Source organism: Nocardiopsis kunsanensis DSM 44524 (assembly GCF_000340965.1).
Classification (GTDB): domain Bacteria; phylum Actinomycetota; class Actinomycetes; order Streptosporangiales; family Streptosporangiaceae; genus Nocardiopsis; species Nocardiopsis kunsanensis.
On sequence record NZ_ANAY01000011.1, the window covers coordinates 174,699 to 200,552 of the forward strand.

The following is a 25,854-nucleotide window of genomic DNA, read 5'->3' on the forward strand; positions in this document are numbered from 1 at the left end:
ACCGGAGGTGGCTGCCCGGCCCCGAGCGGGGGACTCACCCCGGATCGGAGGCGAGCCAGGTGTCCACCCCCGCCAAGAGTTCCTTCTTCAGGTCCTCCGGCGCCCCCGCCCCACGGATCGACATCCGCGCGAGCTCGGCCAGCTCCGCGTCGCCGAAACCGAAGACCGAGCGGGCGATCTCGTACTGCTCGACCAGACGCGGTCCGAACAGCAGGGGGTCGTCCGTGCCCAGGGCGATCGGTGCGCCCGCCTCGTAGAGGCGACGCAACGGCAGGCGGTCGATCTCGTCGATCACGCCGAGGCCCACGTTGGAGGTCGGGCACACCTCGAGGGTGATGCCCCGGGTGGCGATGCGCTCCAGCAGGTAGGGGTCCTCCACAGCACGTACCCCGTGTCCCACACGGTCGGCCCCGAGCTCGTCCAGGCACTCGCGCACACTGCGCGGGCCACCGAGCTCCCCGCCGTGCGGAGCGGAGAGGAGGCCGGCGCGCTTGGCGATACGGAAGGCGCCCTCGAACTCGCGGGCCCGCCCCCGGCGTTCGTCGTTGTTGAGGCCGAAGGAGACCACACCCCGGCCCGCGTACTGGCGGGCCAGTCGGGCCAGGGCCTTGGCGTCCAGAGGGTGCTTGGTGCGGTTGGCGGCCACCATGAGGCCGATGTGCACGCCCGTGTCGCGCTGGGCGGCCGCGGCCGCGTCCAGCATCAGCTCCAGGGTGGAGGTCAGGCCGTCGAACAAGGACGAGTAGCCGCCCGGGTCGACCTGGATCTCCAACCACCCCGATCCCGCGGCACGCTCGTCCTCGGCGGCCTCGCGAAGCAGGCGGTACAGGTCATCGGGGGTACGCAGCACCGAACGGGCGATGTCGTACAGGCGCTGGAACCGGAACCAACCCCGCTCGTCGGTGGCGCGCAGTTTCGGCGGCCACTCCTTGGCCAGCGAGTGCGGTAGGTGCACGCCGTTCTTGTCGGCGAGCTCGACCAGCGTCTCGTGGCGCATCGAGCCGGTGAAGTGCAGGTGCAGATGTGCTTTGGGCAACCGCTCCAATCGGCGGGCGGTGGTCGGTGTCTCCATGCACCAAGCCTGCCGTATGTGAAGGGCCGGAAGGGACCGAAAACGAGGAACGCGCCCCGGGAGAGTCCGGGACGCGTTCCTCGGTGCCGCTGGGGCCGTGCCTGTGACCGGGGTTACCGTGCCTCGGCCAGCAGCTTCTGGATCCGGCCCACGCCTTCGGTGAGGTCCTCGTCACTCAAGGCGTAGGACAGGCGCAGGTAGCCGGGGGTGCCGAAGGCCTCACCCGGGACGACCGCGACCTCGGCCTCCTCCAGGATGAGTTCGGCCAGCTCGGTGGAGGTCTGCGGGGTACGGCCCCGGACCGTCCTGCCCAGAACACCCTTGACCGACGGGTAGGCGTAGAATGCACCCTGCGGCTCGGGGCAGACCACACCGTCGATCTCGTTGAGCATGCGCACGATCGTGCGCCGACGGCGGTCGAAGGACCCACGCATCTTCTCGACGGCGGCCAGGTCCCCGCCCACGGCGGCGATCGCGGCGGCCTGGGAGACGTTGGCGACGTTGGACGTGGCGTGCGACTGCAGGTTGCTCGCGGCCTTGATGACGTCCTCGGGGCCGATGATCCAGCCCACACGCCAGCCGGTCATCGCGTAGGTCTTCGCGACACCGTTCACGACGAGGGTGCGGTCCGCGATCTGCGGGACCTCGACGGGCAGCGAACTGAACTCGGTGTCCCCGTAGACCAGGTGCTCGTAGATCTCGTCGGTGAGCACCCACAGGCCGTGCCGGTCGGCCCACTCGCCGATGGCGCGCACCTGGTCGCGCGGGTAGACCGCGCCGGTGGGGTTGTTGGGGGAGACGAAGACCAGGACCTTGGTCCGGTCGGTGCGGGCCTCCTCGAGCTGGTCGACGGAGGCCAGGTACCCGGTGCTCTCGTCGGTGGTGACGAAGACGGGGGTGCCGCCCGCGAGCTTGATCGACTCGGGGTAGGTGGTCCAGTACGGGGCCACGACGATGACCTCGTCGCCCGGGTCCAGGATCGCGGCGAAGGCCTCGTAGATGGCCTGCTTCCCGCCGTTGGTGACCAGGACCTGCGAGGGCTCGACCTCGTACCCGGAGTCGCGGCGGGTCTTCTCGGCGATGGCCTTCTTGAGCTCGGGCTGGCCGCCGGCCGGGGAGTAGCGGTGGTTCTTCGGCTGACGGGCAGCCTCGACAGCGGCCTCGACGATGTAGTCGGGGGTCGGGAAGTCCGGCTCCCCGGCACCGAAGCCGATCACGGGGCGGCCCTCGGCCTTCATGGCCTTGGCCTTGGCGTCCACGGCCAGGGTCGCCGATTCGGAGATGGCGCTGATACGTGCGGAGATGCGCGGTCGTTCAGTCATGCCCTCCAGTTTGTCATGTGCCGGGAGGGCCCGAGCGGGAGGGAAGGGCCGGTGACCGGGGCCGGAATGCTCCGCTGCCGAACGGTGAGCGCAGGCGGTTTGGCCACACGGGGGCCGAGGGCATACACTCTTTCCTGTCGGACGGTCCTGACGGTGTGGCACATGTAACGGTGTGCGGCCGTGGTCCGGAGCGGCTATGGTGAGGATCGGTTTCCTTCCCAAGGGCAGTGGCTCAATCGGCAGAGCACCGGTCTCCAAAACCGGCGGTTGGGGGTTCGAGTCCCTCCTGCCCTGCAAATGCTCGCGCGGTCGGGTGGCGCCTCCGGCGCCCCCGGCCACCGGGAGCTCACCGGGATTTCAGCGGCCAGCGACCCTAAGGACCCTCAGGTGACTCAGACTGACGCCGACGCCAAGCCCAACAATGAGCGGCCGCGTCGCACCGGTCCGGTGACCTTCACCAAGCAGGTCGCCGGCGAGCTCCGCAAGGTCCGCTGGCCCACGCGCCGGGAACTGGTCACCTACACCATCGTCGTCCTGGTCTTCGTGGTGATCGTGCTGGCATACGTCTCCGTGCTGGACTTCGCCTTCGGCGAGGCCGTCACGTGGCTCTACGGAACCTTCGGCACCCCTTCCGCCTGACCGGACCCCCTCTCTCCGGCGATCCTCCCCCCGTCTCACGTGAGCGTACTGGTCCCTTCCTGCTCGCGGAGACCTTAAGCTGTCAGGACTGGGTTCGAGGCGCGCTCGGCGTGCGTCGCCCCCGCAGAGTGATCCGACGAGAGAAAGAGCAGCCGTGTCCGAGTCCCCACTGACCTCTGACGACCTCCCCGAAGAGGAGCCGGATCAGTCGTCGGCGGAAGCGACCGGCCAGGCGGGCGAGCAGACGGAGGACGCGGTCGAGTCGACCGAGGCCGACAGCCCGGAACTGAGCGGTGCCGCCGAGGACAGCGAGACCGAGGCCGACGAGGAGCCCGAACTCCCGCGCCTCGACCCCGTCGAGGAGTTCAAGAACGAGCTCGTCCTTCTCCCGGGCGACTGGTATGTCGTGCACACCTACGCGGGCTACGAGAAGCGGGTCAAGACCAATGTCGAGAGCCGCACCCAGTCCCTCAACATGGAGGAGTTCATCTTCCAGGTCGAGGTGCCCGAGCACGAGGTCACCGAGGTCAAGAGCGGTAAGCGTCAGCAGGTCACCGAGAAGGTCCTGCCCGGTTACGTCCTCGTCCGCATGGACCTGACCGACGAGTCCTGGTCGGCCATCCGCAACACCCCGGGCGTGACCGGCTTCGTCGGCCTGTCCAACAAGCCCGCGCCGCTCAGCATGACCGAGGTCGCCAAACTCCTGGCCCCCGAGCCCGAGGAGGAGCCGGAGCAGGAGCAGCAGGCCGGTGGTACCGCGGCCGCTGCCGGCGGTGGCGGCGAGGCCCGTACCGACGTGGCCTACGAGGTCGGCGAGTCCGTCACCGTCATGGAAGGGCCGTTCGCGACCCTGCCCGCCACGGTCAGCGAGATCAACGCCGACACCCAGAAGCTCAAGGTCCTGGTGTCGATCTTCGGCCGTGAGACCCCGGTCGAGCTGTCGTTCAACCAGGTCTCCAAGATCTGATCCCTTCCGGCCCTCGCCGGAGCCCGGCCCGGGCCACTCACCGGGCGGCATAGACTGGGTGGGTCCATCCTCGGATGGGCCCACCGGCTCGTGCCCGCACCGCGGTGCACGGCCCCGGTCCGTCCGGTCCCGGCGGACCGCGCCCCGCGACCCCGTGTCCGGGATCACGACCCGTTCGGCGCGCGGCACCCCGCGGCCTCCGTCGCCGCCCCCGGTGCCGTCGAGGGGACGGGACCGATACACACCGCACATCAGGCAAAGGACCCGATATGCCTCCGAAGAAGAAACTGGCAGCACTCGTCAAGGTGCAGCTCCCCGCCGGTCAGGCCACTCCGGCTCCGCCCGTCGGTACCGCTCTCGGTCCGCACGGCGTCAACATCATGGACTTCTGCAAGCAGTACAACGCTGCGACGGAAGCTCAGCGCGGGAACGTCATCCCCGTAGAGATCTCCATCTACGAGGACCGCTCCTTCAGCTTCGTCACGAAGACGCCGCCGGCGCCGAAGATGATCCTCAAGGCCGCGGGCGTCGACAAGGCCGCGACCGACCCCGGGCGTACCACCGCCGCCACGATCAGCGCCGACCAGGTGCGTGAGATCGCGCAGACCAAGCTGCCCGACCTCAACACCGACGACATCGACGTCGCCAGCAAGATCGTCGAGGGCACTGCCCGTTCCATGGGCATCGTGATCAAGTAACACCCCCTCGGGTGGCTCCGGTGTACTGCGCCGGGGTGAGCGGACGCGCGGCGTCCGTGACCGACCGTGGCAGGGCCAGGCGCTGGCCCAGTGACCACACGTCCGCAGAGGAGACAAGCGTGAAGCGCAGCAAGAACCACCGCAAAGCCAGTGAGCTGGTGGACCGTGACCAGCTCTACAGCCCCGCCGAGGCAGTGAAGCTGGCCAAGGACACCGCCAAGGTCAAGTTCGACCCGACCGTCGAGGTCGCCCTGCGTCTGGGTGTCGACCCGCGCAAGGCCGACCAGATGGTCCGTGGCACCGTGAACCTGCCGCACGGCACCGGTAAGACCGCTCGGGTCCTGGTCTTCGCGACCGGTGAGCGTGCCGAGCAGGCTCGCGCCGCTGGCGCCGACTACGTCGGTGACGACGACCTCGTGCAGGAGATCCAGAACGGTTTCCTGGACTTCGACGCCGTTGTGGCCACCCCGGACCTCATGGGCAAGGTCGGCCGCCTGGGCCGCGTGCTCGGTCCCCGTGGCCTGATGCCGAACCCGAAGACCGGCACCGTCACCACCGACGTGACCAAGGCCGTCAGCGACATCAAGGGCGGCAAGATCGAGTTCCGCGTCGACCGCCACGGGAACCTGCACTTCATCATCGGCAAGGGCTCCTTCGAGGACGCCAAGCTGGTGGAGAACTACCAGGCCGCCCTGGACGAGGTGACCCGGATCAAGCCGTCCGCCGCCAAGGGCCGCTACATCAAGAAGGGCGCCATGACCACGACCATGGGCCCCTCCATCCCGCTCGAAGTCTGAGCTTCCCGGGATTTGCGGCCCTGAGGCCGTAGACACCGCGGGCCCCGACCTCTTCCGTTCGGAGGAGGTCGGGGCCCGCTCTCGTGGGCGGGCCCCGCCGACGGCGTGGGGTGTGCAGCGGCCGGCCCGGCCGCTGCCGATCGCCGTTCGATGTACCCCGGAGCGTGGGGTAAGGTGGGAAACTGCCGAAGACCGCTGGTCGTCGCCCGCAAGGGTGACCTAAGGACCCGTCCACGATGGGCGCCCGCGCAGGTGTCACTCAGAGCTTTCCCGTCCCGGGTACCGATATGTGCCCCTGAGGACGTGGTCGTGCCCCGTGCGCCTGGCGCTCGGGGCTTTTCTCGTGCTGACGCCGATCGCGACGAGTCCGTGGGAGACAGCCGGTGTTGTCGTCGGCCGGTACCGGTGGTCCACCGGGATCCGGGGCCCGTGGCCCGAACGCCCCTCAGGGTCGGACGACCGCAAGGTCCGCCGACCGGGAGCGGAAACGTCCGCCCTTCGGGGCGGGGAGCATCCCCGCCGTCGGGCGGGGTGACGACAATGTTGGAAGGAGTCCCATGGCGAGGCCGGACAAGGCAGCCGCGGTCGCCGAGCTCGCGGACGAGTTCCGTGAGTCCAACGGTGCCGTGCTGACCGAATACCGGGGGCTCTCCGTGGCGGCGCTCAACGAGCTCCGCCGTGGCCTCGGCCAGACTGCGCGATTCCGCATCGTGAAGAACACCCTGACCAAGATCGCGGTCAAGGACGCAGAGATCGACGAAGAGGTCTCCGACCTCCTCGAGGGTCCCTCCGCGATCGCCTTCGTCCACGGTGACGTGGTCGAGGCGGCCAAGGGCCTGCGTGACTTCTCGAAGCAGAACTCCGCCCTGGTGATCAAGGGCGGCATCATCGACGGCAAGACGATGAACGCCGACCAGATCACCAAGCTGGCCGAACTGGAGTCCCGCGAGGTGCTTCTCTCGAAGATGGCCGGTGCCCTCAAGTCCAAGCAGGGCCAGGCCGCCGCCGTCTTCCAGGCTCTCCCCCTCAAGGCCGCGCGTCTCGCGAAGGCCCTCGAGGAGAAGAAGAGCTCCGAGGAAGCCGCCTAGAACCCCTGAACCACGGCGGGCCGCCGCCCGCCGAAGGCTCGCACGCGGCGTCTGATCGGCGCGCGTGTCCTGTAGAGAAAGAGAGATCGCACCATGGCGAAGCTCAGCAACGAGGACCTGCTTGCTGCGTTCGAGGAGATGACCCTCCTCGAGCTCTCCGAGTTCGTGAAGCTCTTCGAGGAGAAGTTCGACGTCGAGGCCGCCGCCCCGGCCGCCGCCGTCGTGGCCGCCCCCGCCGGTGGCGGTGGCGAGGCTGCCGCCGAGGAGGAGAAGAACGAGTTCGACGTCGTCCTCGAGTCGGCCGGCGACAAGAAGATCCAGGTCATCAAGGAGGTCCGCGGCATCACGAGCCTGGGCCTCAAGGAGGCCAAGGACCTGGTCGACAACGCTCCGAAGGCTCTGCTCGAGGGCGTCAACAAGGAGAACGCGGACAAGGCCAAGGAGGCCCTCGAGGGCGCCGGCGCCACCGTCACCCTCAAGTAGTCTCCCGCGGGCCGCAGATGCCCGCAGGTCTGCTTCACGCGGCCGTCCTTCCCTTCAGGGAGGGGCGGCCGCGTTCGTGTCTCCACGGGCCGCTCAGTGCCTCGGGCGGGGGCGTCCCGTGTGTCGTGAACGCCGCCGTGTCCGTGGAAGTCCGGTGGCCGGGATGTGTCAGGCTTGGTCGGGCCGCTCGGGTGGGTGCCGGGGGAGTGCATGTGCGAACTGTCCTTTGAACGCGATAATCTCCCGTCCCGGGATTCTTGACGGGGTCCGGGCGGAGTGTTTACCCGTTGCCCGCGGGGGAACCCTTCGGGTTGTCTGTTGGCTCACCATCCCCCTCCTGGGGCCAGGGGCAGGCGCGCTCGTCCAGCCGCAAGGAACGCGACGAGGGACCGGTCTCGGGCGGGGTGTTCGGGGTTGACGGATCGCCCTCGGCGGGTGATCCTGCCGGTGTCGTGAGTGGTGTTATGGACCGTGGGTGGACAGCGGTGTAGTTTCCGGCTACACTGCTCTTTTGCGCTGCCCTTTGGTGATCCCTGTGTTGGTGAACGTTTGCCGCCATCCGTAGTACAACCGGAACCCGGTAGGCCGTTCCCACTCGATGCGACCGTCTCGACCTCGTTGTGACGGTCCTTCTCGTGACGGATCGTCTGGCGTGCGCGCTTCAACCGCCACAAGCCTTCGGAAGGACCCCTGTTGGCAGCCTCGCGCAACGCCTCCGCTAACGTACTTGGTCCGCACCGCGTCTCCTTCGCCCGTATTCCGGAACCACTCGAGGTCCCGAACCTTCTCGCCCTCCAGACGGAGTCCTTCGACTGGCTCCTGGGAAACGAGAAGTGGCAGGCCCGACTGGAGGCGGCCCGGAACGTCGGACGCAAGGACGTTACGGAGCAGTCCGGTCTCGAAGAGATCTTCGAGGAGATCAGTCCGATCGAGGACTTCTCGGGCACGATGTCGCTGTCGTTCCGCGACCATCGGTTCGAGCCGCCCAAGTACTCCGAAGAGGAGTGCAAGGACAAGGACATGACCTACTCCGCCCCGATGTTCGTCACGGCGGAGTTCATCAACAACGACACCGGTGAGATCAAGAGCCAGACGGTGTTCATGGGCGACTTCCCGCTCATGACCAGCAAGGGCACTTTCATCATCAACGGCACCGAGCGCGTCGTCGTGTCCCAGCTGGTTCGCTCCCCGGGCGTTTACTTCGACACCTCTGTCGACAAGACCTCGGACAAGGACCTCTACGGCTGCAAGGTCATCCCGTCCCGCGGTGCATGGCTGGAGTTCGAGGTCGACAAGCGCGACTTCGTAGGTGTGCGCATCGACCGCAAGCGCAAGCAGGGCGTCACCGTCCTGCTCAAGGCGCTGGGCTGGACCACCGACCAGATCCTGGAACGGTTCGGTCAGTACGAGTCCATCCGCAACACCCTGGAGAAGGACCCGACCGCCGGCACTGACGACGCCCTGCTGGACATCTACCGCAAGCTGCGTCCCGGCGAGCCGCCGACGAAGGAGTCGGCCCAGACGCTTCTGGAGAACCTCTACTTCAACCCGAAGCGTTACGACCTCGCCAAGGTCGGCCGGTACAAGATCAACAAGAAGCTCGGCCTCGACACCGACTACACGCAGGGCACGCTGACCGAGGACGACATCGTCAACACGGTCGACTACCTCGTCCGCCTGCACGCCGGTGAGACCGAGAAGGAGACCCCGCTCGGTGAACGGGTCATCGAGACCGACGACATCGACCACTTCGGCAACCGCCGTCTGCGCACCGTCGGTGAGCTCATCCAGAACCAGGTCCGCCTGGGTCTGGCCCGTATGGAGCGTGTGGTCCGTGAGCGGATGACCACCCAGGACGTCGAGGCGATCACGCCGCAGACCCTGATCAACATCCGTCCGGTCGTGGCCTCCATCAAGGAGTTCTTCGGCACCTCGCAGCTGTCCCAGTTCATGGACCAGACCAACCCTCTGGCCGGGCTGACGCACAAGCGCCGTCTGTCGGCGCTGGGTCCGGGGGGTCTGTCCCGTGAGCGCGCGGGCTTCGAGGTCCGCGACGTCCACCCGTCGCACTACGGCCGTATGTGCCCGATCGAGACCCCTGAAGGTCCCAACATCGGCCTCATCGGTTCGCTGGCCGCCTACGGCCGCATCAATTCCTTCGGTTTCGTCGAGACCCCGTACCGCCGGATCGTCGACGGTCACATCACCGACGAGGTGGACTACCTCACCGCGGACGAAGAGGACCGTTACGTCATCGCGCAGGCGAACACGCCGATGAACGCCGACGGCACCTTCGCCGAGGAGGGCATCCTCGTGCGGCGGCGCGGTGGTGACTTCGAGCAGGTCAGCACCGACGAGGTCGACTACATGGACGTGTCGCCGCGCCAGATGGTCTCGGTCGCCACCGCCATGATCCCGTTCCTGGAGCACGACGACGCCAACCGTGCGCTGATGGGTTCCAACATGCAGCGCCAGGCCGTGCCGCTGCTGCGCGCCGAGTCCCCGTTCGTCGGCACCGGCATGGAGTACCGTGCCGCCACCGACGCCGGCGAGGTCGTGCTGGCGGAGAAGGCCGGTGTCGTCGAGGACGTCACGGCCGACTACGTCACCGTCCTGGCTGACGACGGCACGCGCAGGACCTACCGCATGGGTAAGTTCGAGCGCTCCAACCAGGGCACGTGCTTCAACCAGCGCCCGATCGTCCACGAGGGCGTACGGGTCGAGGAGCGCGACGTCCTGGCCGACGGTCCGTCCACGGACCAGGGCGAGATGTCGCTGGGCAAGAACCTCCTCGTGGCGTACATGTCCTGGGAGGGGCACAACTACGAGGACGCCATCATCCTCTCCCAGCGGCTGGTGCAGGACGACGTCATGTCCTCGATCCACATCGAGGAGCACGAGGTCGACGCCCGGGACACCAAGCTGGGCCCGGAGGAGATCACGCGGGAGATCCCCAACGTCAGCGAGGAGGTCCTGGCCGACCTCGACGACCGGGGCATCATCCGTATCGGCGCCGAGGTCGTCGACGGCGACATCCTGGTCGGCAAGGTCACGCCCAAGGGCGAGACCGAGCTGACCCCCGAGGAGCGTCTGCTGCGCGCCATCTTCGGTGAGAAGGCCCGTGAGGTCCGCGACACCTCCCTGAAGGTCCCGCACGGTGAGACCGGCAAGGTCATCGGTGTGCGTGTGTTCAGCCGTGAGGACGGCGACGAGCTCGCGCCCGGCGTGAACGAGATGGTCCGCGTCTACGTGGCCCAGAAGCGCAAGATCACCGACGGCGACAAGATCGCCGGCCGCCACGGCAACAAGGGTGTCATCGCCAAGATCCTCCCCCAGGAGGACATGCCCTTCCTGGAGGACGGCACCCCGATCGACATCATCCTCAACCCGTTGGGTGTACCCGGCCGTATGAACGTCGGCCAGGTGCTCGAGGTCCACTTGGGGTGGTTGGCCAAGAACGGATGGACCGTCGAGGGGCTCGACACCGATTGGAAGAAGTCCCTGGACGCGATGGGGGTCTCCGAGGTCGAGGCCGACTCCCGTGTGGCGACCCCGGTCTTCGACGGCCTCCGCGGTGACGAGCTCAGCGGCCTCATCCGGTCGGTCAACCCGGACCAGGACGGCGACCGCCTCATCAACGAGGACGGAAAGGCCGTGCTGTTCGACGGTCGCACCGGTGAGCCCTTCGCCGAGCCGGTCTCGGTCGGTTACAAGTACATGCTCAAGCTCCACCACCTGGTGGACGACAAGATCCACGCCCGCTCCACCGGGCCGTACTCGATGATCACCCAGCAGCCGCTGGGCGGTAAGGCGCAGTTCGGTGGCCAGCGCTTCGGTGAGATGGAGGTCTGGGCCCTGGAGGCTTACGGCGCCGCTTACGCGCTCCAGGAGCTCCTCACCATCAAGTCCGACGACGTGGTGGGTCGTGTCAAGGTCTACGAGGCCATCGTCAAGGGCGAGAACATCCCCGAGCCGGGCATCCCTGAGTCCTTCAAGGTGCTCATCAAGGAGATGCAGTCGCTCTGTCTGAACGTGGAGGTGCTGTCCAGTGACGGTATGTCCATCGAGATGCGGGACAGTGACGAGGACGTCTTCCGTGCGGCGGAAGAGCTGGGTATCGACCTGGGTCGGCGTGAGCCGAGCAGCGTCGAAGAGGTCTAACTTCCGCATCCTTCGAGAGCAGAGGACGAATTAAGTGCTCGACGTCAACTTCTTCGACGAGCTGCGAATCGGTCTCGCGACGGCCGATGACATCCGCCAGTGGTCGCACGGCGAGGTCAAGAAGCCCGAAACCATCAACTACCGCACCCTCAAGCCCGAGAAGGACGGCCTCTTCTGCGAGAAGATCTTCGGTCCGACCCGGGACTGGGAGTGCTACTGCGGCAAATACAAGCGCGTCCGTTTCAAGGGCATCATCTGTGAGCGCTGCGGCGTCGAGGTGACCCGTGCCAAGGTGCGTCGTGAGCGGATGGGCCACATCGAGCTGGCCGCGCCCGTCACGCACATCTGGTACTTCAAGGGTGTGCCCTCGCGTCTGGGTTACCTGCTGGACTTGGCGCCGAAGGACCTCGAGAAGATCATCTACTTCGCCGCCTACATGGTCACGTGGGTGGACAACGAGGGCCGTGAGCGCGACCTGCAGTCCCTGGAGGCCCGTGTCGCGGTCGAGAAGCAGCACCTGGAGCAGCGCCGCGACTCCACTCTCGAGGAGCGCCACCGCAAGCTCGAGACCGACCTCGCCGAGCTCGAGGAGCAGGGCGCCAAGGGCGACGCGCGCCGCAAGGTCCGCGAGGGTGCCGAGCGTGAGATGCGCCAGCTGCGCGACCGCGCCCAGCGGGAGATCGACCGCCTCGACGAGGTCTGGAACCGGTTCAAGAACCTCAAGGTCCAGGACCTCGAGGGCGACGAGGCGCTCTACCGCGAGATGCGGGACCGTTTCGGCAAGTACTTCCGCGGCGGCATGGGCGCTCAGGCCATCCAGGACCGGCTCTCCAACTTCGAGCTGAACGAGGAGGCGGAGAAGCTCCGCGAGACCATCCGCACCGGCAAGGGCCAGAAGAAGGCCCGCGCCCTCAAGCGGCTCAAGGTCGTCTCGGCGTTCCTCAACACCACCAACAGCCCCATGGGCATGGTGCTGGACTGCATCCCGGTCATCCCGCCGGACCTGCGTCCGATGGTGCAGCTCGACGGTGGCCGTTTCGCGACCTCCGACCTCAACGACCTGTACCGCCGCGTCATCAACCGGAACAACCGCCTCAAGCGGCTTCTGGACCTGGGCGCGCCCGAGATCATCGTCAACAACGAGAAGCGGATGCTGCAGGAGGCCGTCGACGCGCTGTTCGACAACGGCCGCCGCGGTCGCCCGGTCACCGGACCCGGCAACCGCCCGCTCAAGTCGCTGTCCGACATGCTCAAGGGCAAGCAGGGCCGTTTCCGGCAGAACCTGCTGGGCAAGCGCGTCGACTACTCGGGCCGTTCGGTCATCGTGGTCGGTCCCCAGCTGAAGCTGCACCAGTGCGGTCTGCCCAAGCAGATGGCGCTGGAGCTGTTCAAGCCGTTCGTGATGAAGCGCCTGGTCGACCTGAACCACGCGCAGAACATCAAGAGCGCCAAGCGGATGGTCGAGCGGTCCCGTCCGGTCGTGTGGGACGTCCTCGAAGAGGTCATCACCGAGCACCCGGTGCTGCTCAACCGTGCGCCCACGCTGCACCGTCTGGGCATCCAGGCCTTCGAGCCGCAGCTGGTCGAGGGCAAGGCCATTCAGATCCACCCGCTCGTGTGTACTGCGTTCAACGCGGACTTCGACGGTGACCAGATGGCCGTGCACCTGCCGCTGTCCGCCGAGGCCCAGGCCGAGGCGCGGCTGCTCATGCTGGCCACCAACAACATCCTCAAGCCGTCCGACGGCAAGCCCGTGACGATGCCCACCCAGGACATGGTCATCGGCCTGTACTACCTGACGACGCAGATGGACGGTGTCGCGGGCGAGGGCCGGTCGTTCCTGTCGCCGGCCGAGGCCCTCATGGCCTACGACCTGGGCGAGCTGGACATCCGGGCCCGTATCCACCTGCGGATCGCCGACGGTGCCCCGGCACCGAAGGACTGGACGCCGCCGGAGGACTGGGAGCCCGGGGAGCCCTACACCCTGGAGACCACGCTCGGCCGGTACCTCTTCAACGAGAGCACGCCGGTGGACTACCCGTACGTCAACTTCCAGGTCGGCAAGAAGCAGATCTCGACGCTGGTCAACGACCTCGCCGAGAACTACGCCAAGGTCCAGGTCGCCACGACCCTGGACGCCCTGAAGGACGCGGGTTACCGCTGGGCCACCCGGTCCGGCCTGACCATCGGTATCGAGGACGTCGTCGTGCCACCGCGCAAGGGCGAGATCCTCGACAACCACGAGCGCAAGGCCGACAAGATCCAGCGTGAGTTCGACCGCGGTCTCATCACCGACGACGAGCGGCGCCAGGAGCTCACCGAGGTCTGGACCCAGGCCACCGGGGAAATCGCCAAGAACATGGAGGAGAGCTTCCCCGTCGACAACCCGGTGTGGATGATGGTCCAGTCCGGGGCCCGCGGTAACCCGATGCAGGTGCGCCAGATCGCCGCCATCCGTGGTCTGGTCTCCAACACCAAGGGTGAGACGATCCCGCGTCCGATCAAGTCCTCCTACCGCGAGGGCCTGTCGGTGCTGGAGTACTTCATCTCCACCCACGGTCAGCGCAAGGGTCTGGCCGACACCGCGCTGCGTACCGCCGACTCGGGTTACCTGACCCGTCGTCTGGTGGACGTGGCCCAGGACGTCATCGTCCGCGAGGTCGACTGCGGTACGGACCGTTCGCTCTGGCACGAGGTCGGTGAGCAGAGCCCCACCGGTGCCATCGTGCGCAAGCACAACGTGGAGAACACCGGTTTCGGCCGTACCATCGCCGAGGACACTTACGACGCCGACGGCAACCTCGTGTTGCCGGCGATGTCGGACACCTCCGAGCAGAACATCGACAAGTTGGTCAAGGCCGGGATCACCCGCGTCCGTATCCGCTCGTCGCTGACCTGCGAGGCCAAGATCGGTGTCTGCACCACCTGCTACGGCCGCTCCATGGCGACCGGTAAGCCCGTGGACGTCGGTGAGGCGATCGGTATCATCGCGGCCCAGTCCATCGGTGAGCCCGGTACCCAGCTGACGATGCGGACCTTCCACATGGGTGGTTCGGCCGGTCAGGACATCACGCACGGTCTGCCCCGTGTCCAGGAGCTCTTCGAGGCCCGGATCCCCAAGGGTGTGGCCCCGATCTCCGAGATGGAGGGCCGGATCCGGATCGACGACACGGAGAAGAGCCGCAAGGTCGTCGTCATCCCCGACGACGGCACGGACGAGATCGCCTACCCGGTCCCGATGCGTGCTCAGCTCCTCGTGAGCGACGGCGACCACGTCAAGGTCGGCCAGCAGCTCATCCAGGGTGCGATCAACCCGCACGAGGTGCTGCGTATCCAGGGCCCGCGCGCGGTGCAGCAGCACCTCGTGTCCGAGGTCCAGGAGGTCTACAAGTCGCAGGGTGTGTCCATCCACGACAAGCACATCGAGATCATCGTCCGGCAGATGCTCAAGCGTGTGAACATCCTGGAGTCGGGCGACACCGAGCTGCTGCCCGGTGAGATGGTCGACCGGCCCAAGTTCGAGCGGATCAACCGCAGGGTCGTGTCCGAGGGGGGCCAGCCCGCCTCCGGCCGTCCGGTGCTGCTGGGTATCACCAAGGCCTCGCTGGCCACGGAGTCCTGGCTGTCGGCGGCCTCGTTCCAGGAGACCACCAGGGTCCTCACCGAGAACGCGATCCACGGCAAGAGCGATCCGCTCCTCGGCCTCAAGGAGAACGTCATCATCGGTAAGCTCATCCCGGCCGGTACCGGTATTCCGCAGTACCGCAACGTCCGGGTGGAGCCCACCGAGGAGGCCAAGGCCTCGATGTACTCCGTCTCGGGGTACGAGGAGCCGAGTGAGTACACCTTCGGGCAGGGCTCGGGAGAGGCCGTGCCGCTGGAGGAGTACGACTTCGGACCGTACAGCCGTTAATCACGGTTTGCTGTACTGACGGCGGCGGCCACCCGCCCCTACGGGGGTGGGGACCGCCGCCGTTTGTCGTTGTTGGTCCACACGTTCCGGTGTGGACGGGAGAGGGCGCTTCGGCGCGTCGGAAGGCAGGCACATCAGTGACCGAACACGGAGGTGGACGGGACTCCGACCGGAACAGTGCGGATTCGTGGTTCCGGCCCAGTCAGAACCGTCACCGCAAGCAGTCCGAGTATCAGGACCCGTTGGAGGAACAGCGGGAGGAAGAGGACCGGGGCACGGTCTTCCCGGACAGCGGAGGGTACGCCGGTCCGGGCTCGGCTCGCCCGGAGATGGTCGATCCTTACCCCGAGGCGTTGGCCGGGTTCACCTCCGACGGGCCACAGACACCTTCGGTCCCCGAGGAGCCGGAGCCCTCCCCCTCGTACGAGTCGCAGAACCCGTTCGTGTACCCGGGCGCGCGGGAGGTGCCGCACCGCCCGCCGGTGGAGACGATGCCGTGGGAGGAACACGGCGAACGTCCGGGCGGGTACCCGAACGTGGCTGCGAGCGCCGACGTCCCGGCACCTCCTGGTGAGACGGAGGCCGGGGAGTGGCCCTCGACCGGGTCGGTGGACCATGACGCCTCACTCGCGGCCACCGACCCCTGGGCCCCGGAGGAGCCCGCGCCGGAGGCCGGTCGCCGGCCTTCCCCGGAGGCATGGAGCCCCGGTGAGGACGACCGTCCCGCCGAGGGGCCGTGGTCGCCCTCGTACGAGCCCTCCTCGTGGCACGACGCCGAGGCGGGGGCCCGGGGGTCGAGTCCGCCTTCCTCGGACCGTGTGCTCTGGACGGTGTCGGACGAGGTCCCCGCGTGGGGTGGAGCGGACGCCGGCCCGCAGGTGGGCGATGTGTCCTCCTACGGAAGTGAGCCCTGGTCGCCGTCGGCTGAGGCTTCCTCCTGGGGCGGCCCTGACACGGATCCGCTCGCCGATGGGGGACCGTCATCCGACCTCGGGGATCCCTGGACCCCGTCGAGCGGGCCCTCCTCGTGGGATGCGCCGGGGAGTGATCCCCTGGCTCCGGGGGCGGCCTCCCGCGACAGTGAGCCCTGGTCGCCGTCGGCTGAGTCCTCTTCCTGGGACGCCGGGGCCGATCCGCTCGGCCCGGGCGCCCCTGCCCCCGTCGACGGTGAGCACTGGCCCCCGGCCGACCACGTGCCCTCCTGGGGGCCGAGCTCCGAGAGGGAGGTCTCGGACAACGGAGGCCCGTCCGGTGGGTCCGGTTCCTGGAACGTTCCGGGCACGGATCCCCTCGAGCCGAGCACCCCCCGGGGTGAGTCCTGGACCCCCTCGGAGGAGTCCCCCTCCTGGGGCATCGCCGGGACCGGGGGGTGGAGCAGCTCCGACCCTCTCGCCCACGGCGGCCGACCGGCCTACGGCTACGACGGCTACGGCGACGAGCTCTCCGGTTCTGCGGGGCCGGGTTCCTGGGGGGCCGCCGACGATCGGAGCTCCTCCGAGGACGGGTGGGGTACCGGGGACGACCGGTCGTGGTCCGACGACGGTTACGACGACGAGCTCTCCGGACCCAGGCCGGCCGAACCGCAACAGCCGGACGAGCTCGGTACCGGCAGTGGTAACACCTGGGCCTTCTCCCGTGACGACCACCGTCTGCCCGATGCGGTCCGCCAGGCCGAGCAACGCCGCCGCGAGGAAGCGGACGGGAAGGTGCGCCACGGTGACTGGGGCGGCTCGGGCAGCACCGACAGTTCCCTTCCTGCCTCCGACGACCCCCTCGCGGCCCTGGCCGATCTGCAGTCACGGGCCGGTGCAGAGGCGGGACCCGGCCCCGGGTCCCCGGCCGACGGCGGGGCCACCCAGATGTTCGGTGCGCCCCCGGTCGGCGAGGAGCAGGGTGCCTCGACGCAGATGTTCTCCCCGTTGTCCCCGGACGGTCCCGATGAGGACACTGCCCGGCCTCCTGCCGGGGTGCCCTCCGACCTGGGGTCGGTGCCCTCCTACGGTCGCCGCTCCGGCGGTGGCCCGGGGGAGGACGGTTACGACGACGGCTACGAGGACGGCTACGAGGACGAGTACGAGGACGAGTACGAGGACTACGAGAGCGAGTACGAGGACGGGTTCACCCCGGCCGACTACGGGATGCCGGAGAAGCCCCGCCGTCTCCAGCGCCGGCGCCGCGACATCAGGGAGGACTTTCCCGGGTTCGACGACCGTCCCCCCGGTGGTGAACCGGGTGACGGTTACCCCGGGTACGACAGCGTGGATTTCCTCGCCGACACCGAACCGGGCGCGAACCTGACCCTCTGGTTGGGTGTGGCGTCGCTGGTCCCCTTCGTCGGTGTGATCACGGCGCTCCTGGCCCTCCTGGTCACCGGACCCAAGGCCAAGAGGGAGATCCGGGACTCCCGGGGCGAGCTCGACGGGCACGGGCGGATCATGGCCGGAACGGTCCTCGCCGTCGCCGGCATCGTGGTGACCGTGACCTCTCTCGCGATCACCCTGATTCTGTAGCGAGCACGGCCGCTCTTCCCCGATAATGGACGGGAGGGGAGCGGCCGTTCTCGTTTTCGGTCGCCCGACGAACGACCCAGAGGAAAATACTGGGACGAAGCAAGCCCGGAAGCACGTAGACTGGGGGCAGACCCACGGCTACGTGAGGACCGGTAAAGCTGGCTCTCGCCAGGTCGCACGCTGTTTTGACCGTAATTCCGGCAAACGGTATCCTGTGTGATTGTGCCCGTGAGTCGACGGGTCACACGTGTGCGTGCGGCGCCCGGCCCGCCCCAGTGGGCGGATCATCGTTCTGGGCGCGCTCAGCATGTGAACCCCCTCCCTTCAAGGCCTTATGGCCGGGTGTGCCCACCCATCGTCATCGTGCGCCGGGTCGAAAGCGACACGCCCGACATCGTGGGCCGGGGAGGTTCGGGAAAACCAGCAGGTCAATAGCGATATCGGCTACGAGAACCGGCGTAGGTCACGAGGAAGACGGAGACGCGGTGCCCACCATCCAGCAGCTGGTCCGCAAGGGCCGACAGGACAAGCTCGCAAAGAACAACAGCCCGGCGCTGAGGGGGAGTCCGCAGCGTCGTGGTGTGTGCACGCGTGTTTACACCACTACGCCCAAGAAGCCGAACTCCGCGCTGCGCAAGGTCGCCCGTGTGAAGCTGAGCAGCGGCATCGAGGTGACGGCCTACATCCCCGGCATCGGTCACAACCTCCAGGAGCACAGCATCGTGCTGGTCCGCGGTGGCCGTGTGAAGGACCTGCCGGGTGTCCGCTACCGAATCGTCCGCGGCTCGCTCGACACCCAGGGTGTCCGCAACCGCAAGCAGGCGCGTAGCCGCTACGGCGCCAAGAAGGAGAAGTAAGCATGCCGCGCAAGGGCCCGGCGCCGAAGCGCCAGCTCATCACCGACCCGGTCTACGGTTCGCCGCTCGTCACCGCACTGATCAACAAGGTGCTGGTCGACGGCAAGCGTTCCCTCGCTCAGGGCATCGTCTACGACGCCCTCGAGGGTGCCCGTGAGAAGACCGGCCAGGACCCGCTCGTCGTTCTGAAGCGTGCCCTGGACAACGTCAAGCCCGCGCTCGAGGTCCGCAGCCGCCGTGTCGGTGGCGCGACCTACCAGGTGCCGGTCGAGGTCCGTGCCTCCCGGTCCACCACGCTGGCCCTGCGCTGGCTGGTCACGTTCTCGGGCAGGCGTCGTGAGAAGTCCATGACCGAGCGTCTGATGAACGAGCTGGTCGACGCCAGCAACGGTCTCGGCGCGGCCGTCAAGAAGCGTGAGGACACGCACAAGATGGCCGAATCGAACCGGGCTTTCGCTCACTACCGCTGGTAACGCGGACGAGACCGACCGAGGGACGACGAGCCTTATGGCTAAGAACGTGCTTGACCTGGCCACGGTGCGCAACATCGGCATCATGGCCCACATCGACGCGGGTAAAACCACCACGACCGAGCGGATCCTCTACTACACCGGTGTGACCCACAAGGTGGGCGAGGTCCACGACGGTGCCGCCACGATGGACTGGATGAAGGAGGAGCAGTCGCGGGGTATCACCATTACCTCGGCTGCCACCACCACCCACTGGGACGACTACACCATCAACATCATCGACACGCCCGGCCACGTCGACTTCACGGTCGAGGTCGAGCGTTCGCTGCGTGTTCTCGATGGTGCCGTCGCGGTGTTCGATGCCAAGGAAGGTGTCGAACCCCAGTCCGAGCAGGTCTGGCGTCAGGCCGACCGCTACGGCGTCCCGCGTGTCTGCTTCGTCAACAAGATGGACAAGATCGGCGCCGAGTTCCAGCGCTGCGTGGACCAGTTCCGCGAGCGCCTGGGTGCGAACGCCATGCCGGTCCAGCTCAACATCGGTGCCGAGAGCGACTTCCAGGGCGTCATCGACCTGGTCCGGATGAAGGCCTACGTCTGGAGCGCCGAGGCCAAGCTCGGCGAGATGTACGAGACGACCGAGATCCCCGAGAGCCACGTCGAGGCTGCTCGTGAGGCTCGTGAGCAGTTCATCGAGGCGCTGGCCGACGCCGACGACGAGATCATGGAGCTCTACCTGGAGGGCCAGGAGCCCACCGTTGAGCAGATCGTCCCGGCGATCCGTCGCGCCACCATCGCCGGCACCGCCGTGCCGGTGCTGTGCGGCACCTCGTTCAAGAACAAGGGCGTCCAGCCCCTGCTCGACGCGATCACGGCGTACCTGCCCTCGCCCATGGACGTCGAGGCCATCGAGGGCCACGACCCCAAGGACGAGAGCGAGGAGACCAGGCTCTCCCGCCAGCCCAGCACCGAGGAGCCGATGTCGGCCCTGATCTTCAAGATCATGAGCGACCCGCACCTCGGCAAGCTGACCTACGTGCGTATCTACTCCGGTGTTCTCAAGACCGGCAGCCAGGTACTCAACGGCGTCAAGGGCCGCAAGGAGCGCATCGGCAAGATCTACCGCATGCACTCCAACAAGCGTGAGGAGATCGCCGAGGCCGGCGCCGGTGACATCGTCGCGGTCATGGGGCTGAAGGACACCACGACGGGTGAGTCCCTCTGTGATCCGAGTGCCCCCATCGTCCTCGAGTCCATGACCTTCCCGGCTCCGGTCATCCAGGTGGCCATCGAGCCGAAGACCAAGAGCGACCAGGAGAAGCTGGGCATCGCGATCCAGCGCTTGGCCGACGAGGACCCCACCTTCCAGGTGGCCACGGACGAGGAGACCGGTCAGACCGTGATCTCCGGCATGGGTGAGCTGCACCTCGAGGTGCTGGTCAACCGCATGCGCGACGAGTTCAAGGTCGAGGCGAACATCGGTAAGCCCCAGGTGGCCTACCGCGAGACCATTCGCAAGAAGGTCGAGGGCCACGTCTACACCCACAAGAAGCAGACGGGTGGTTCGGGCCAGTTCGCCAAGATCAAGATCGACCTGGAGCCCCTGAAGAGCGAGGACGGAACCGCCGACGGCTACGAGTTCGTCGACAACATCACGGGTGGCCGCGTGCCGCGTGAGTACATCCCGTCCGTCGACGCCGGTGCCCAGGAAGCCGCCGAGCTGGGTGTGCTCGCGCACTACCCGCTGGTCGGCCTCAAGGTCACGCTCCAGGACGGTCAGTACCACGACGTGGACTCGTCCGAGATGGCCTTCAAGACCGCCGGTTCGATGGCCTTCAAGGAGGCCGTCCAGCTGGCCAAGCCGGCTCTTCTGGAGCCCGTCATGGCCGTCGAGGTCACCACTCCCGAGGAGTACATGGGTGACGTGATCGGCGACCTGAACTCTCGCCGTGGACAGGTTCAGTCCATGGAGGAGCGTTCCGGTACCCGTCTGATCAAGGCCCTCGTGCCCCTCTCCGAAATGTTCGGCTACGTGGGTGACCTGCGCAGCCGTACCCAGGGTCGAGCCAACTACTCGATGGTGTTCGACTCCTACGCGGAGGTTCCGTCTTCCGTCGCCCAAGAAATTGTGGCGAAGGTCCGCGGCGAGTAGTTCGCGGACACGTAACCCGTTCCGGCCCCTGCACACAAGCGGTCGGGGGCCGGATCCAGATAGCTCTGTACGTCTAGGAGACTTCCAGTGGCGAAGGAAAAGTTCGAGCGGAATAAGCCGCACGTCAACATCGGCACCATCGGTCACATTGACCACGGCAAGACCACGCTGACGGCTGCGATCACCAAGGTCCTGCACGACGCGTACCCGGACCTGAACCCGCTCACCCCGTTCGAGGACATCGACAACGCTCCTGAGGAGCGCGAGCGCGGCATCACGATCTCCGTTGCCCACGTCGAGTACGAGACGACCGAGCGCCACTACGCTCACGTCGACTGCCCCGGTCACGCCGACTACGTGAAGAACATGATCACCGGTGCGGCGCAGATGGACGGTGCCATCCTGGTCGTGGCGGCCACCGACGGCCCCATGCCGCAGACCAAGGAGCACGTGCTGCTCGCCCGCCAGGTCGGCGTCCCGGCCATCGTGGTGGCCCTGAACAAGGCCGACATGGTCGACGACGACGAGATCTTCGACCTGGTCGAGCTCGAGGTCCGTGAGCTCCTCACCGAGTACGAGTTCCCCGGCGACGACACCCCGGTGACGAAGGTCTCCGCTCTCAAGGCCCTCGAGGGCGACGAGGAGTGGAAGAACGCCGTCCTCGAGCTCATGGGCACCGTGGACAGCCACATCCCCGACCCCGAGCGGGACACCGACAAGCCGTTCCTGATGCCGATCGAGGACGTCTTCTCGATCACCGGCCGCGGGACCGTCGTCACCGGCCGCATCGAGCGCGGTATCATCAACGTCAACGAGACCGTCGACATCGTCGGTATCAAGGAAGACAAGCAGAGCACCACGGTCACCGGTGTGGAGATGTTCCGCAAGCTGCTCGACCAGGGTCAGGCCGGCGACAACGTCGGGCTGCTGCTGCGCGGCACCAAGCGTGAGGACGTCGAGCGCGGCCAGGTCGTCATCAAGCCGGGCACGACCACCCCGCACACGGAGTTCGAGGGCCAGGTCGTCATCCTGTCCAAGGACGAGGGTGGCCGCCACACGCCGTTCTTCAACAACTACCGTCCCCAGTTCTACTTCCGCACCACCGACGTCACCGGCGTCGTGACGCTGCCGGAGGGCACCGAGATGGTCATGCCGGGTGACAACACCGCCATGTCCGTCGTGCTGATCCAGCCGGTCGCGATGGAAGAGGGCCTCAAGTTCGCCATCCGTGAGGGTGGTCGGACCGTGGGTGCCGGTCGCGTCACCAAGATCATCAAGTAGTACGAACCGGGACACGTTCCCCTCGTGGGAACACCGCCCCGGGAGGTGGGCGGGTCGTGCGAGCACGGCCCGCCCACCACACCGAGAAGACGTCATCGGGCTCTGTGACGGTGGCGTGCCGCAGGGGGAAGCCCTGTTGCGGTTTCTCAAGGGAATAGAGGCTCACGGCCACAATGGCGGCATCTTCCGTCCGGCCTGGGCTTCTGTGACCGGAATGCACACCGTTACGGACACTGAAGCGAAGGACGAGCAGGCCACATGGCGGGACAAAAGATCCGCATTCGGCTAAAGGCCTATGACCACGAGGTCATTGACAGCTCGGCGAAGAAGATCGTCGAGACCGTGACGCGAACTGGCGCACAGGTCGCGGGCCCGGTGCCGCTGCCGACGGAGAAGAACGTTTACTGCGTCATCCGATCGCCGCACAAGTACAAGGACTCGCGCGAGCACTTCGAGATGCGCACCCACAAGCGGTTGATCGACATCATCGACCCCACGCCGAAGACGGTGGACTCGCTGATGCGTCTCGACCTGCCGGCGGGCGTTGACATCGAGATCAAGCTTTAAGGACGCACAGACATGGCCACCAAGCAGATCAAGGGAGTTCTGGGCGAAAAGCTCGGCATGACCCAGGTCTTCGACGACGAGGGCAAGATCGTGCCCGTCACCGTCCTGAAGGCCGGTCCGTGCGTCGTGAGCCGCATCCGGACCCCCGACACCGATGGCTACTCCGCCATCCAGCTCGGCTACGGGCAGATCAACCCGCGCAAGGTCAACAAGCCTCTGGGTGACTACCTGCGTCGGCACGACCTGACCCCGCGCCGCCACTACGTCGAAGTCCGTACCCCGGACGCCTCCGAGTACCAGCTCGGGGAGGAGATCGACGCCTCCGTCTTCGAGGACGGCCAGTCGGTCGACGTGACCGGTAAGACCAAGGGCAAGGGCTTCGCCGGTGTCATGAAGCGCCACGGGTTCGGCGGTATGGGTGCCTCGCACGGTACCCACCGCACGCACCGCACCCCGGGCGCCATCGGCGGCGCCGCCACGCCCGGCCGCGTGTTCAAGGGCACGCGGATGGCCGGTCGTATGGGCAACGTCCGCAAGACGGTCCAGAACCTGACCGTCCACTCCGTCGAGGCGGAGAAGGGGCTCATCCTGGTCAAGGGTGCTGTTCCCGGTCCCAACGGCGGTCTGGTGCTGGTCCGCACCGGTGTGAAGGGGGACAAGTAAGCCATGGCCCAGATCGAGGTCAAGAACCCCGAGGGCAAGGCCAAGGGCAGCGTCGAGCTGCCGGACAGTGTCTTCGCCCAGCAGGTCAGCATCCCGCTGATCCACCAGGTCGTGAACGCTCAGCTGGCCGCCGGCCGCCAGGGCACCCACGCCACCAAGACCCGCGGCGACGTCCGCGGCGGTGGTAAGAAGCCCTACCGGCAGAAGGGCACCGGTCGCGCCCGCCAGGGTTCGATCCGCGCTCCGCAGTACGTCGGCGGTGGCACGGTCCACGGCCCCCAGCCCCGCGACTACAGCCAGCGCACCCCGAAGAAGATGAAGGTTGCCGCCCTGCGCGGTGCCCTCTCGGACCGGGCGAGCCACGGCCGTATCCACGTCGTCAGCGAGTTCGTCGCTGCCGACGCCGAGAACAAGCTCACGCAGACGGCCCTGAAGGCGCTGCGCCAGGTCAGCGAGGCCGACAAGGTCCTCGTCGTCCTGGCCCGTGAGGACGAGCACAACCGGCGTGCCCTGCGCAACCTCGAAGAGGTGCACATCCTCGACGCGGACCAGGTGAACACCTACGACGTCCTGTACTCGGACGACGTGGTCTTCACCGAGGCGGGCTACACCGAGTTCCTGGCCCACGCGGCCGGTGCCTCCGCGGCCGTTCAGTCCGAGGAGGACGCCAAGTGAGGATCGCCGACCACAGGGACATCATCGTCGAACCGGTGATCTCCGAGAAGAGCTACGGGCTCATGGACGAGAACAAGTACACGTTCATCGTTCGCCCGGACGCCAACAAGACCCAGATCAAGATCGCGGTCGAGAAGATCTTCGATGTGAAGGTCACGAGCGTGAACACGGTCAACCGCAAGGGCAAGCGCAAGCGCACGCGCTTCGGTTACGGCAAGCGTCCCGACACCAAGCGGGCGATCGTCGGCCTGGCCGACGGCGACCGTATCGACATCTTCGGTGTCTGAGACCCAGCCGGGTCAGACCGCTCCACAGTAAGCAAGACGTAAAGGAATGCGCGAAGAAGATGGGCATTCGTAAGCACAAGCCGACGACGCCGGGGCGTCGCGGCTCCAGCGTGAGCGACTTCGTCGAGATCACGCGTTCGGAGCCGGAGAAGTCCCTGGTCCGTCCGCTGCACTCGAAGGGCGGCCGCAACGGTCACGGCCGTATCACCGCCCGCCACCAGGGCGGCGGCCACAAGCGTGCCTACCGTGTGATCGACTTCCGTCGGCACGACAAGGACGGTGTGCCGGCCAAGGTCGCCCACATCGAGTACGACCCGAACCGCACCGCTCGTATCGCGCTGCTGCACTACGTGGACGGCGAGAAGCGCTACATCCTGGCGCCCGCCGGCCTCAAGCAGGGCGACAAGGTCGAGAACGGCCCGCAGTCCGACATCAAGCCCGGCAACTGCCTCCCGCTGCGCAACGTCCCCACGGGTACGTTCGTGCACGCGGTCGAGCTGAAGCCGGGCGGCGGCGGCAAGCTGGGTCGTTCCGCCGGGTCGCAGATCCAGCTCCTGGCCAAGGAAGGTAACTACGCCACGCTGCGTATGCCTTCCGGCGAGATGCGCATGGTGGAGATCGGCTGCCGCGCGACGGTTGGACAGGTCGGCAACTCCGAGCAGTCCAACATCAGCTGGGGCAAGGCCGGCCGTAGCCGCTGGAAGGGCAAGCGCCCGGTCGTCCGCGGTGTCGTGATGAACCCCATCGACCACCCCCACGGTGGTGGTGAGGGCAAGTCCTCCGGTGGTCGCCACCCGGTCAGCCCCTGGGGTGTCAAGGAAGGCCGGACCCGTAACACGAACAAGAACAGCCAGAAGCTCATCGTGCGGCGTCGGCGTAGCGGCAAGAAGAAGCGGTAAGGAGCACGTCTGATGCCACGTAGCCTGAAGAAGGGTCCTTTCGTGGACGAGCACCTCATCAAGAAGGTTGAGGCTCAGAACGAAAAGGGCAGCAAGAACGTCATCAAGACGTGGTCCCGGCGTTCGATGATCGTGCCGGAGATGCTCGGTCACACGATCGCTGTTCACGACGGCCGCAAGCACGTTCCGGTGTTCGTGTCGGAGGCGATGGTCGGCCACAAGCTCGGTGAGTTCGCTCCCACGCGTACTTTCCGGAGCCACGTCAAGGAAGACCGCCGTAGCCGCCGTTAGCGGTTGCTGCAGCAGATAAGAACCACTTTCTCCACGGTGAGTGGAGATGAATTTCCGTGAGCGAG

At 67.1% G+C, this 25,854-nt stretch carries 21 protein-coding genes and 1 tRNA gene; 20 read left to right on the plus strand and 2 right to left on the minus strand.

The window, feature by feature from the left end:
- Positions 1 to 34: 34 nt before the first annotated feature.
- Positions 35 to 1,072 carry an adenosine deaminase gene (locus tag D456_RS0109480; RefSeq protein ID WP_026115725.1) on the minus strand — a complete coding sequence of 346 codons (1,038 nt, stop codon included), beginning with the start codon at positions 1,070 to 1,072 and terminating at the stop codon, positions 35 to 37.
- A 113-nt stretch (positions 1,073 to 1,185) separates the two neighbouring features.
- On the minus strand, positions 1,186 to 2,394 hold the full coding sequence (locus tag D456_RS0109485; protein WP_017575938.1) for a pyridoxal phosphate-dependent aminotransferase: 1,209 nt from the start codon (positions 2,392 to 2,394) through the stop codon (positions 1,186 to 1,188).
- A gap of 221 nt (positions 2,395 to 2,615) precedes the next feature.
- Between D456_RS0109485 and D456_RS0109490 the strand changes: the two genes are divergently transcribed.
- The 20 genes from D456_RS0109490 to rpsS all read left to right on the plus strand — a co-directional run bounded on the left by D456_RS0109490 (position 2,616) and on the right by rpsS (position 25,789).
- Positions 2,616 to 2,688: transfer RNA gene (locus tag D456_RS0109490), tRNA-Trp, on the plus strand.
- A gap of 93 nt (positions 2,689 to 2,781) precedes the next feature.
- Complete coding sequence (gene secE / locus D456_RS0109495; protein ID WP_017575939.1) at positions 2,782 to 3,033, plus strand: preprotein translocase subunit SecE; 252 nt, start codon at positions 2,782 to 2,784, stop codon at positions 3,031 to 3,033.
- Between the two features lie 154 nt (positions 3,034 to 3,187).
- A complete protein-coding gene (gene nusG / locus D456_RS0109500; protein WP_017575940.1) occupies positions 3,188 to 4,000 on the plus strand; it encodes a transcription termination/antitermination protein NusG in 813 nt (270 codons plus the stop codon).
- Positions 4,001 to 4,269: 269 nt separating this feature from the next.
- Positions 4,270 to 4,698, plus strand: a complete 429-nt coding sequence (rplK, locus tag D456_RS0109505) for a 50S ribosomal protein L11 (RefSeq protein ID WP_017575941.1) — start codon at positions 4,270 to 4,272, stop codon at positions 4,696 to 4,698.
- Between the two features lie 119 nt (positions 4,699 to 4,817).
- On the plus strand, positions 4,818 to 5,495 hold the full coding sequence (gene rplA, locus D456_RS0109510) for a 50S ribosomal protein L1 (protein ID WP_017575942.1): 678 nt from the start codon (positions 4,818 to 4,820) through the stop codon (positions 5,493 to 5,495).
- 557 nt (positions 5,496 to 6,052) lie between these two features.
- Positions 6,053 to 6,583: a 50S ribosomal protein L10 gene (rplJ, locus tag D456_RS0109515; RefSeq protein WP_017575943.1), complete on the plus strand. Its 531-nt coding sequence runs from the start codon at positions 6,053 to 6,055 to the stop codon at positions 6,581 to 6,583.
- A gap of 93 nt (positions 6,584 to 6,676) precedes the next feature.
- On the plus strand, positions 6,677 to 7,066 hold the full coding sequence (gene rplL, locus D456_RS0109520) for a 50S ribosomal protein L7/L12 (RefSeq protein WP_017575944.1): 390 nt from the start codon (positions 6,677 to 6,679) through the stop codon (positions 7,064 to 7,066).
- Positions 7,067 to 7,759: 693 nt separating this feature from the next.
- A complete protein-coding gene (rpoB, locus tag D456_RS0109525) occupies positions 7,760 to 11,227 on the plus strand; it encodes a DNA-directed RNA polymerase subunit beta (RefSeq protein WP_017575945.1) in 3,468 nt (1,155 codons plus the stop codon).
- A 34-nt stretch (positions 11,228 to 11,261) separates the two neighbouring features.
- Entirely contained in the window at positions 11,262 to 15,140 is a 3,879-nt protein-coding gene (locus tag D456_RS0109530) for a DNA-directed RNA polymerase subunit beta' (RefSeq protein ID WP_017575946.1), read from the plus strand.
- A 137-nt stretch (positions 15,141 to 15,277) separates the two neighbouring features.
- Complete coding sequence (locus D456_RS25010; RefSeq protein ID WP_026115726.1) at positions 15,278 to 17,650, plus strand: hypothetical protein; 2,373 nt, start codon at positions 15,278 to 15,280, stop codon at positions 17,648 to 17,650.
- A gap of 485 nt (positions 17,651 to 18,135) precedes the next feature.
- Positions 18,136 to 18,507: a 30S ribosomal protein S12 gene (gene rpsL, locus D456_RS0109540; protein ID WP_017575947.1), complete on the plus strand. Its 372-nt coding sequence runs from the start codon at positions 18,136 to 18,138 to the stop codon at positions 18,505 to 18,507.
- 2 nt (positions 18,508 to 18,509) lie between these two features.
- A complete protein-coding gene (rpsG, locus tag D456_RS0109545; protein ID WP_017575948.1) occupies positions 18,510 to 18,980 on the plus strand; it encodes a 30S ribosomal protein S7 in 471 nt (156 codons plus the stop codon).
- Between the two features lie 34 nt (positions 18,981 to 19,014).
- Positions 19,015 to 21,126: an elongation factor G gene (gene fusA / locus D456_RS0109550; protein WP_017575949.1), complete on the plus strand. Its 2,112-nt coding sequence runs from the start codon at positions 19,015 to 19,017 to the stop codon at positions 21,124 to 21,126.
- A gap of 87 nt (positions 21,127 to 21,213) precedes the next feature.
- Positions 21,214 to 22,407: an elongation factor Tu gene (tuf, locus tag D456_RS0109555; RefSeq protein WP_017575950.1), complete on the plus strand. Its 1,194-nt coding sequence runs from the start codon at positions 21,214 to 21,216 to the stop codon at positions 22,405 to 22,407.
- Positions 22,408 to 22,665: 258 nt separating this feature from the next.
- Complete coding sequence (rpsJ, locus tag D456_RS0109560) at positions 22,666 to 22,974, plus strand: 30S ribosomal protein S10 (RefSeq protein WP_014908366.1); 309 nt, start codon at positions 22,666 to 22,668, stop codon at positions 22,972 to 22,974.
- Positions 22,975 to 22,986: 12 nt separating this feature from the next.
- Positions 22,987 to 23,637 carry a 50S ribosomal protein L3 gene (rplC, locus tag D456_RS0109565; RefSeq protein ID WP_017575951.1) on the plus strand — a complete coding sequence of 217 codons (651 nt, stop codon included), beginning with the start codon at positions 22,987 to 22,989 and terminating at the stop codon, positions 23,635 to 23,637.
- A 3-nt stretch (positions 23,638 to 23,640) separates the two neighbouring features.
- Positions 23,641 to 24,312: a 50S ribosomal protein L4 gene (rplD, locus tag D456_RS0109570; protein ID WP_017575952.1), complete on the plus strand. Its 672-nt coding sequence runs from the start codon at positions 23,641 to 23,643 to the stop codon at positions 24,310 to 24,312.
- On the plus strand, positions 24,309 to 24,599 hold the full coding sequence (rplW, locus tag D456_RS0109575) for a 50S ribosomal protein L23 (RefSeq protein WP_017575953.1): 291 nt from the start codon (positions 24,309 to 24,311) through the stop codon (positions 24,597 to 24,599). The genes rplD and rplW overlap by 4 nt, the downstream gene beginning before the upstream one ends.
- Positions 24,600 to 24,658: 59 nt before the next feature.
- Complete coding sequence (rplB, locus tag D456_RS0109580) at positions 24,659 to 25,498, plus strand: 50S ribosomal protein L2 (protein ID WP_026115727.1); 840 nt, start codon at positions 24,659 to 24,661, stop codon at positions 25,496 to 25,498.
- 12 nt (positions 25,499 to 25,510) lie between these two features.
- Positions 25,511 to 25,789, plus strand: a complete 279-nt coding sequence (gene rpsS / locus D456_RS0109585) for a 30S ribosomal protein S19 (protein WP_017575955.1) — start codon at positions 25,511 to 25,513, stop codon at positions 25,787 to 25,789.
- Positions 25,790 to 25,854 lie beyond the last annotated feature (65 nt).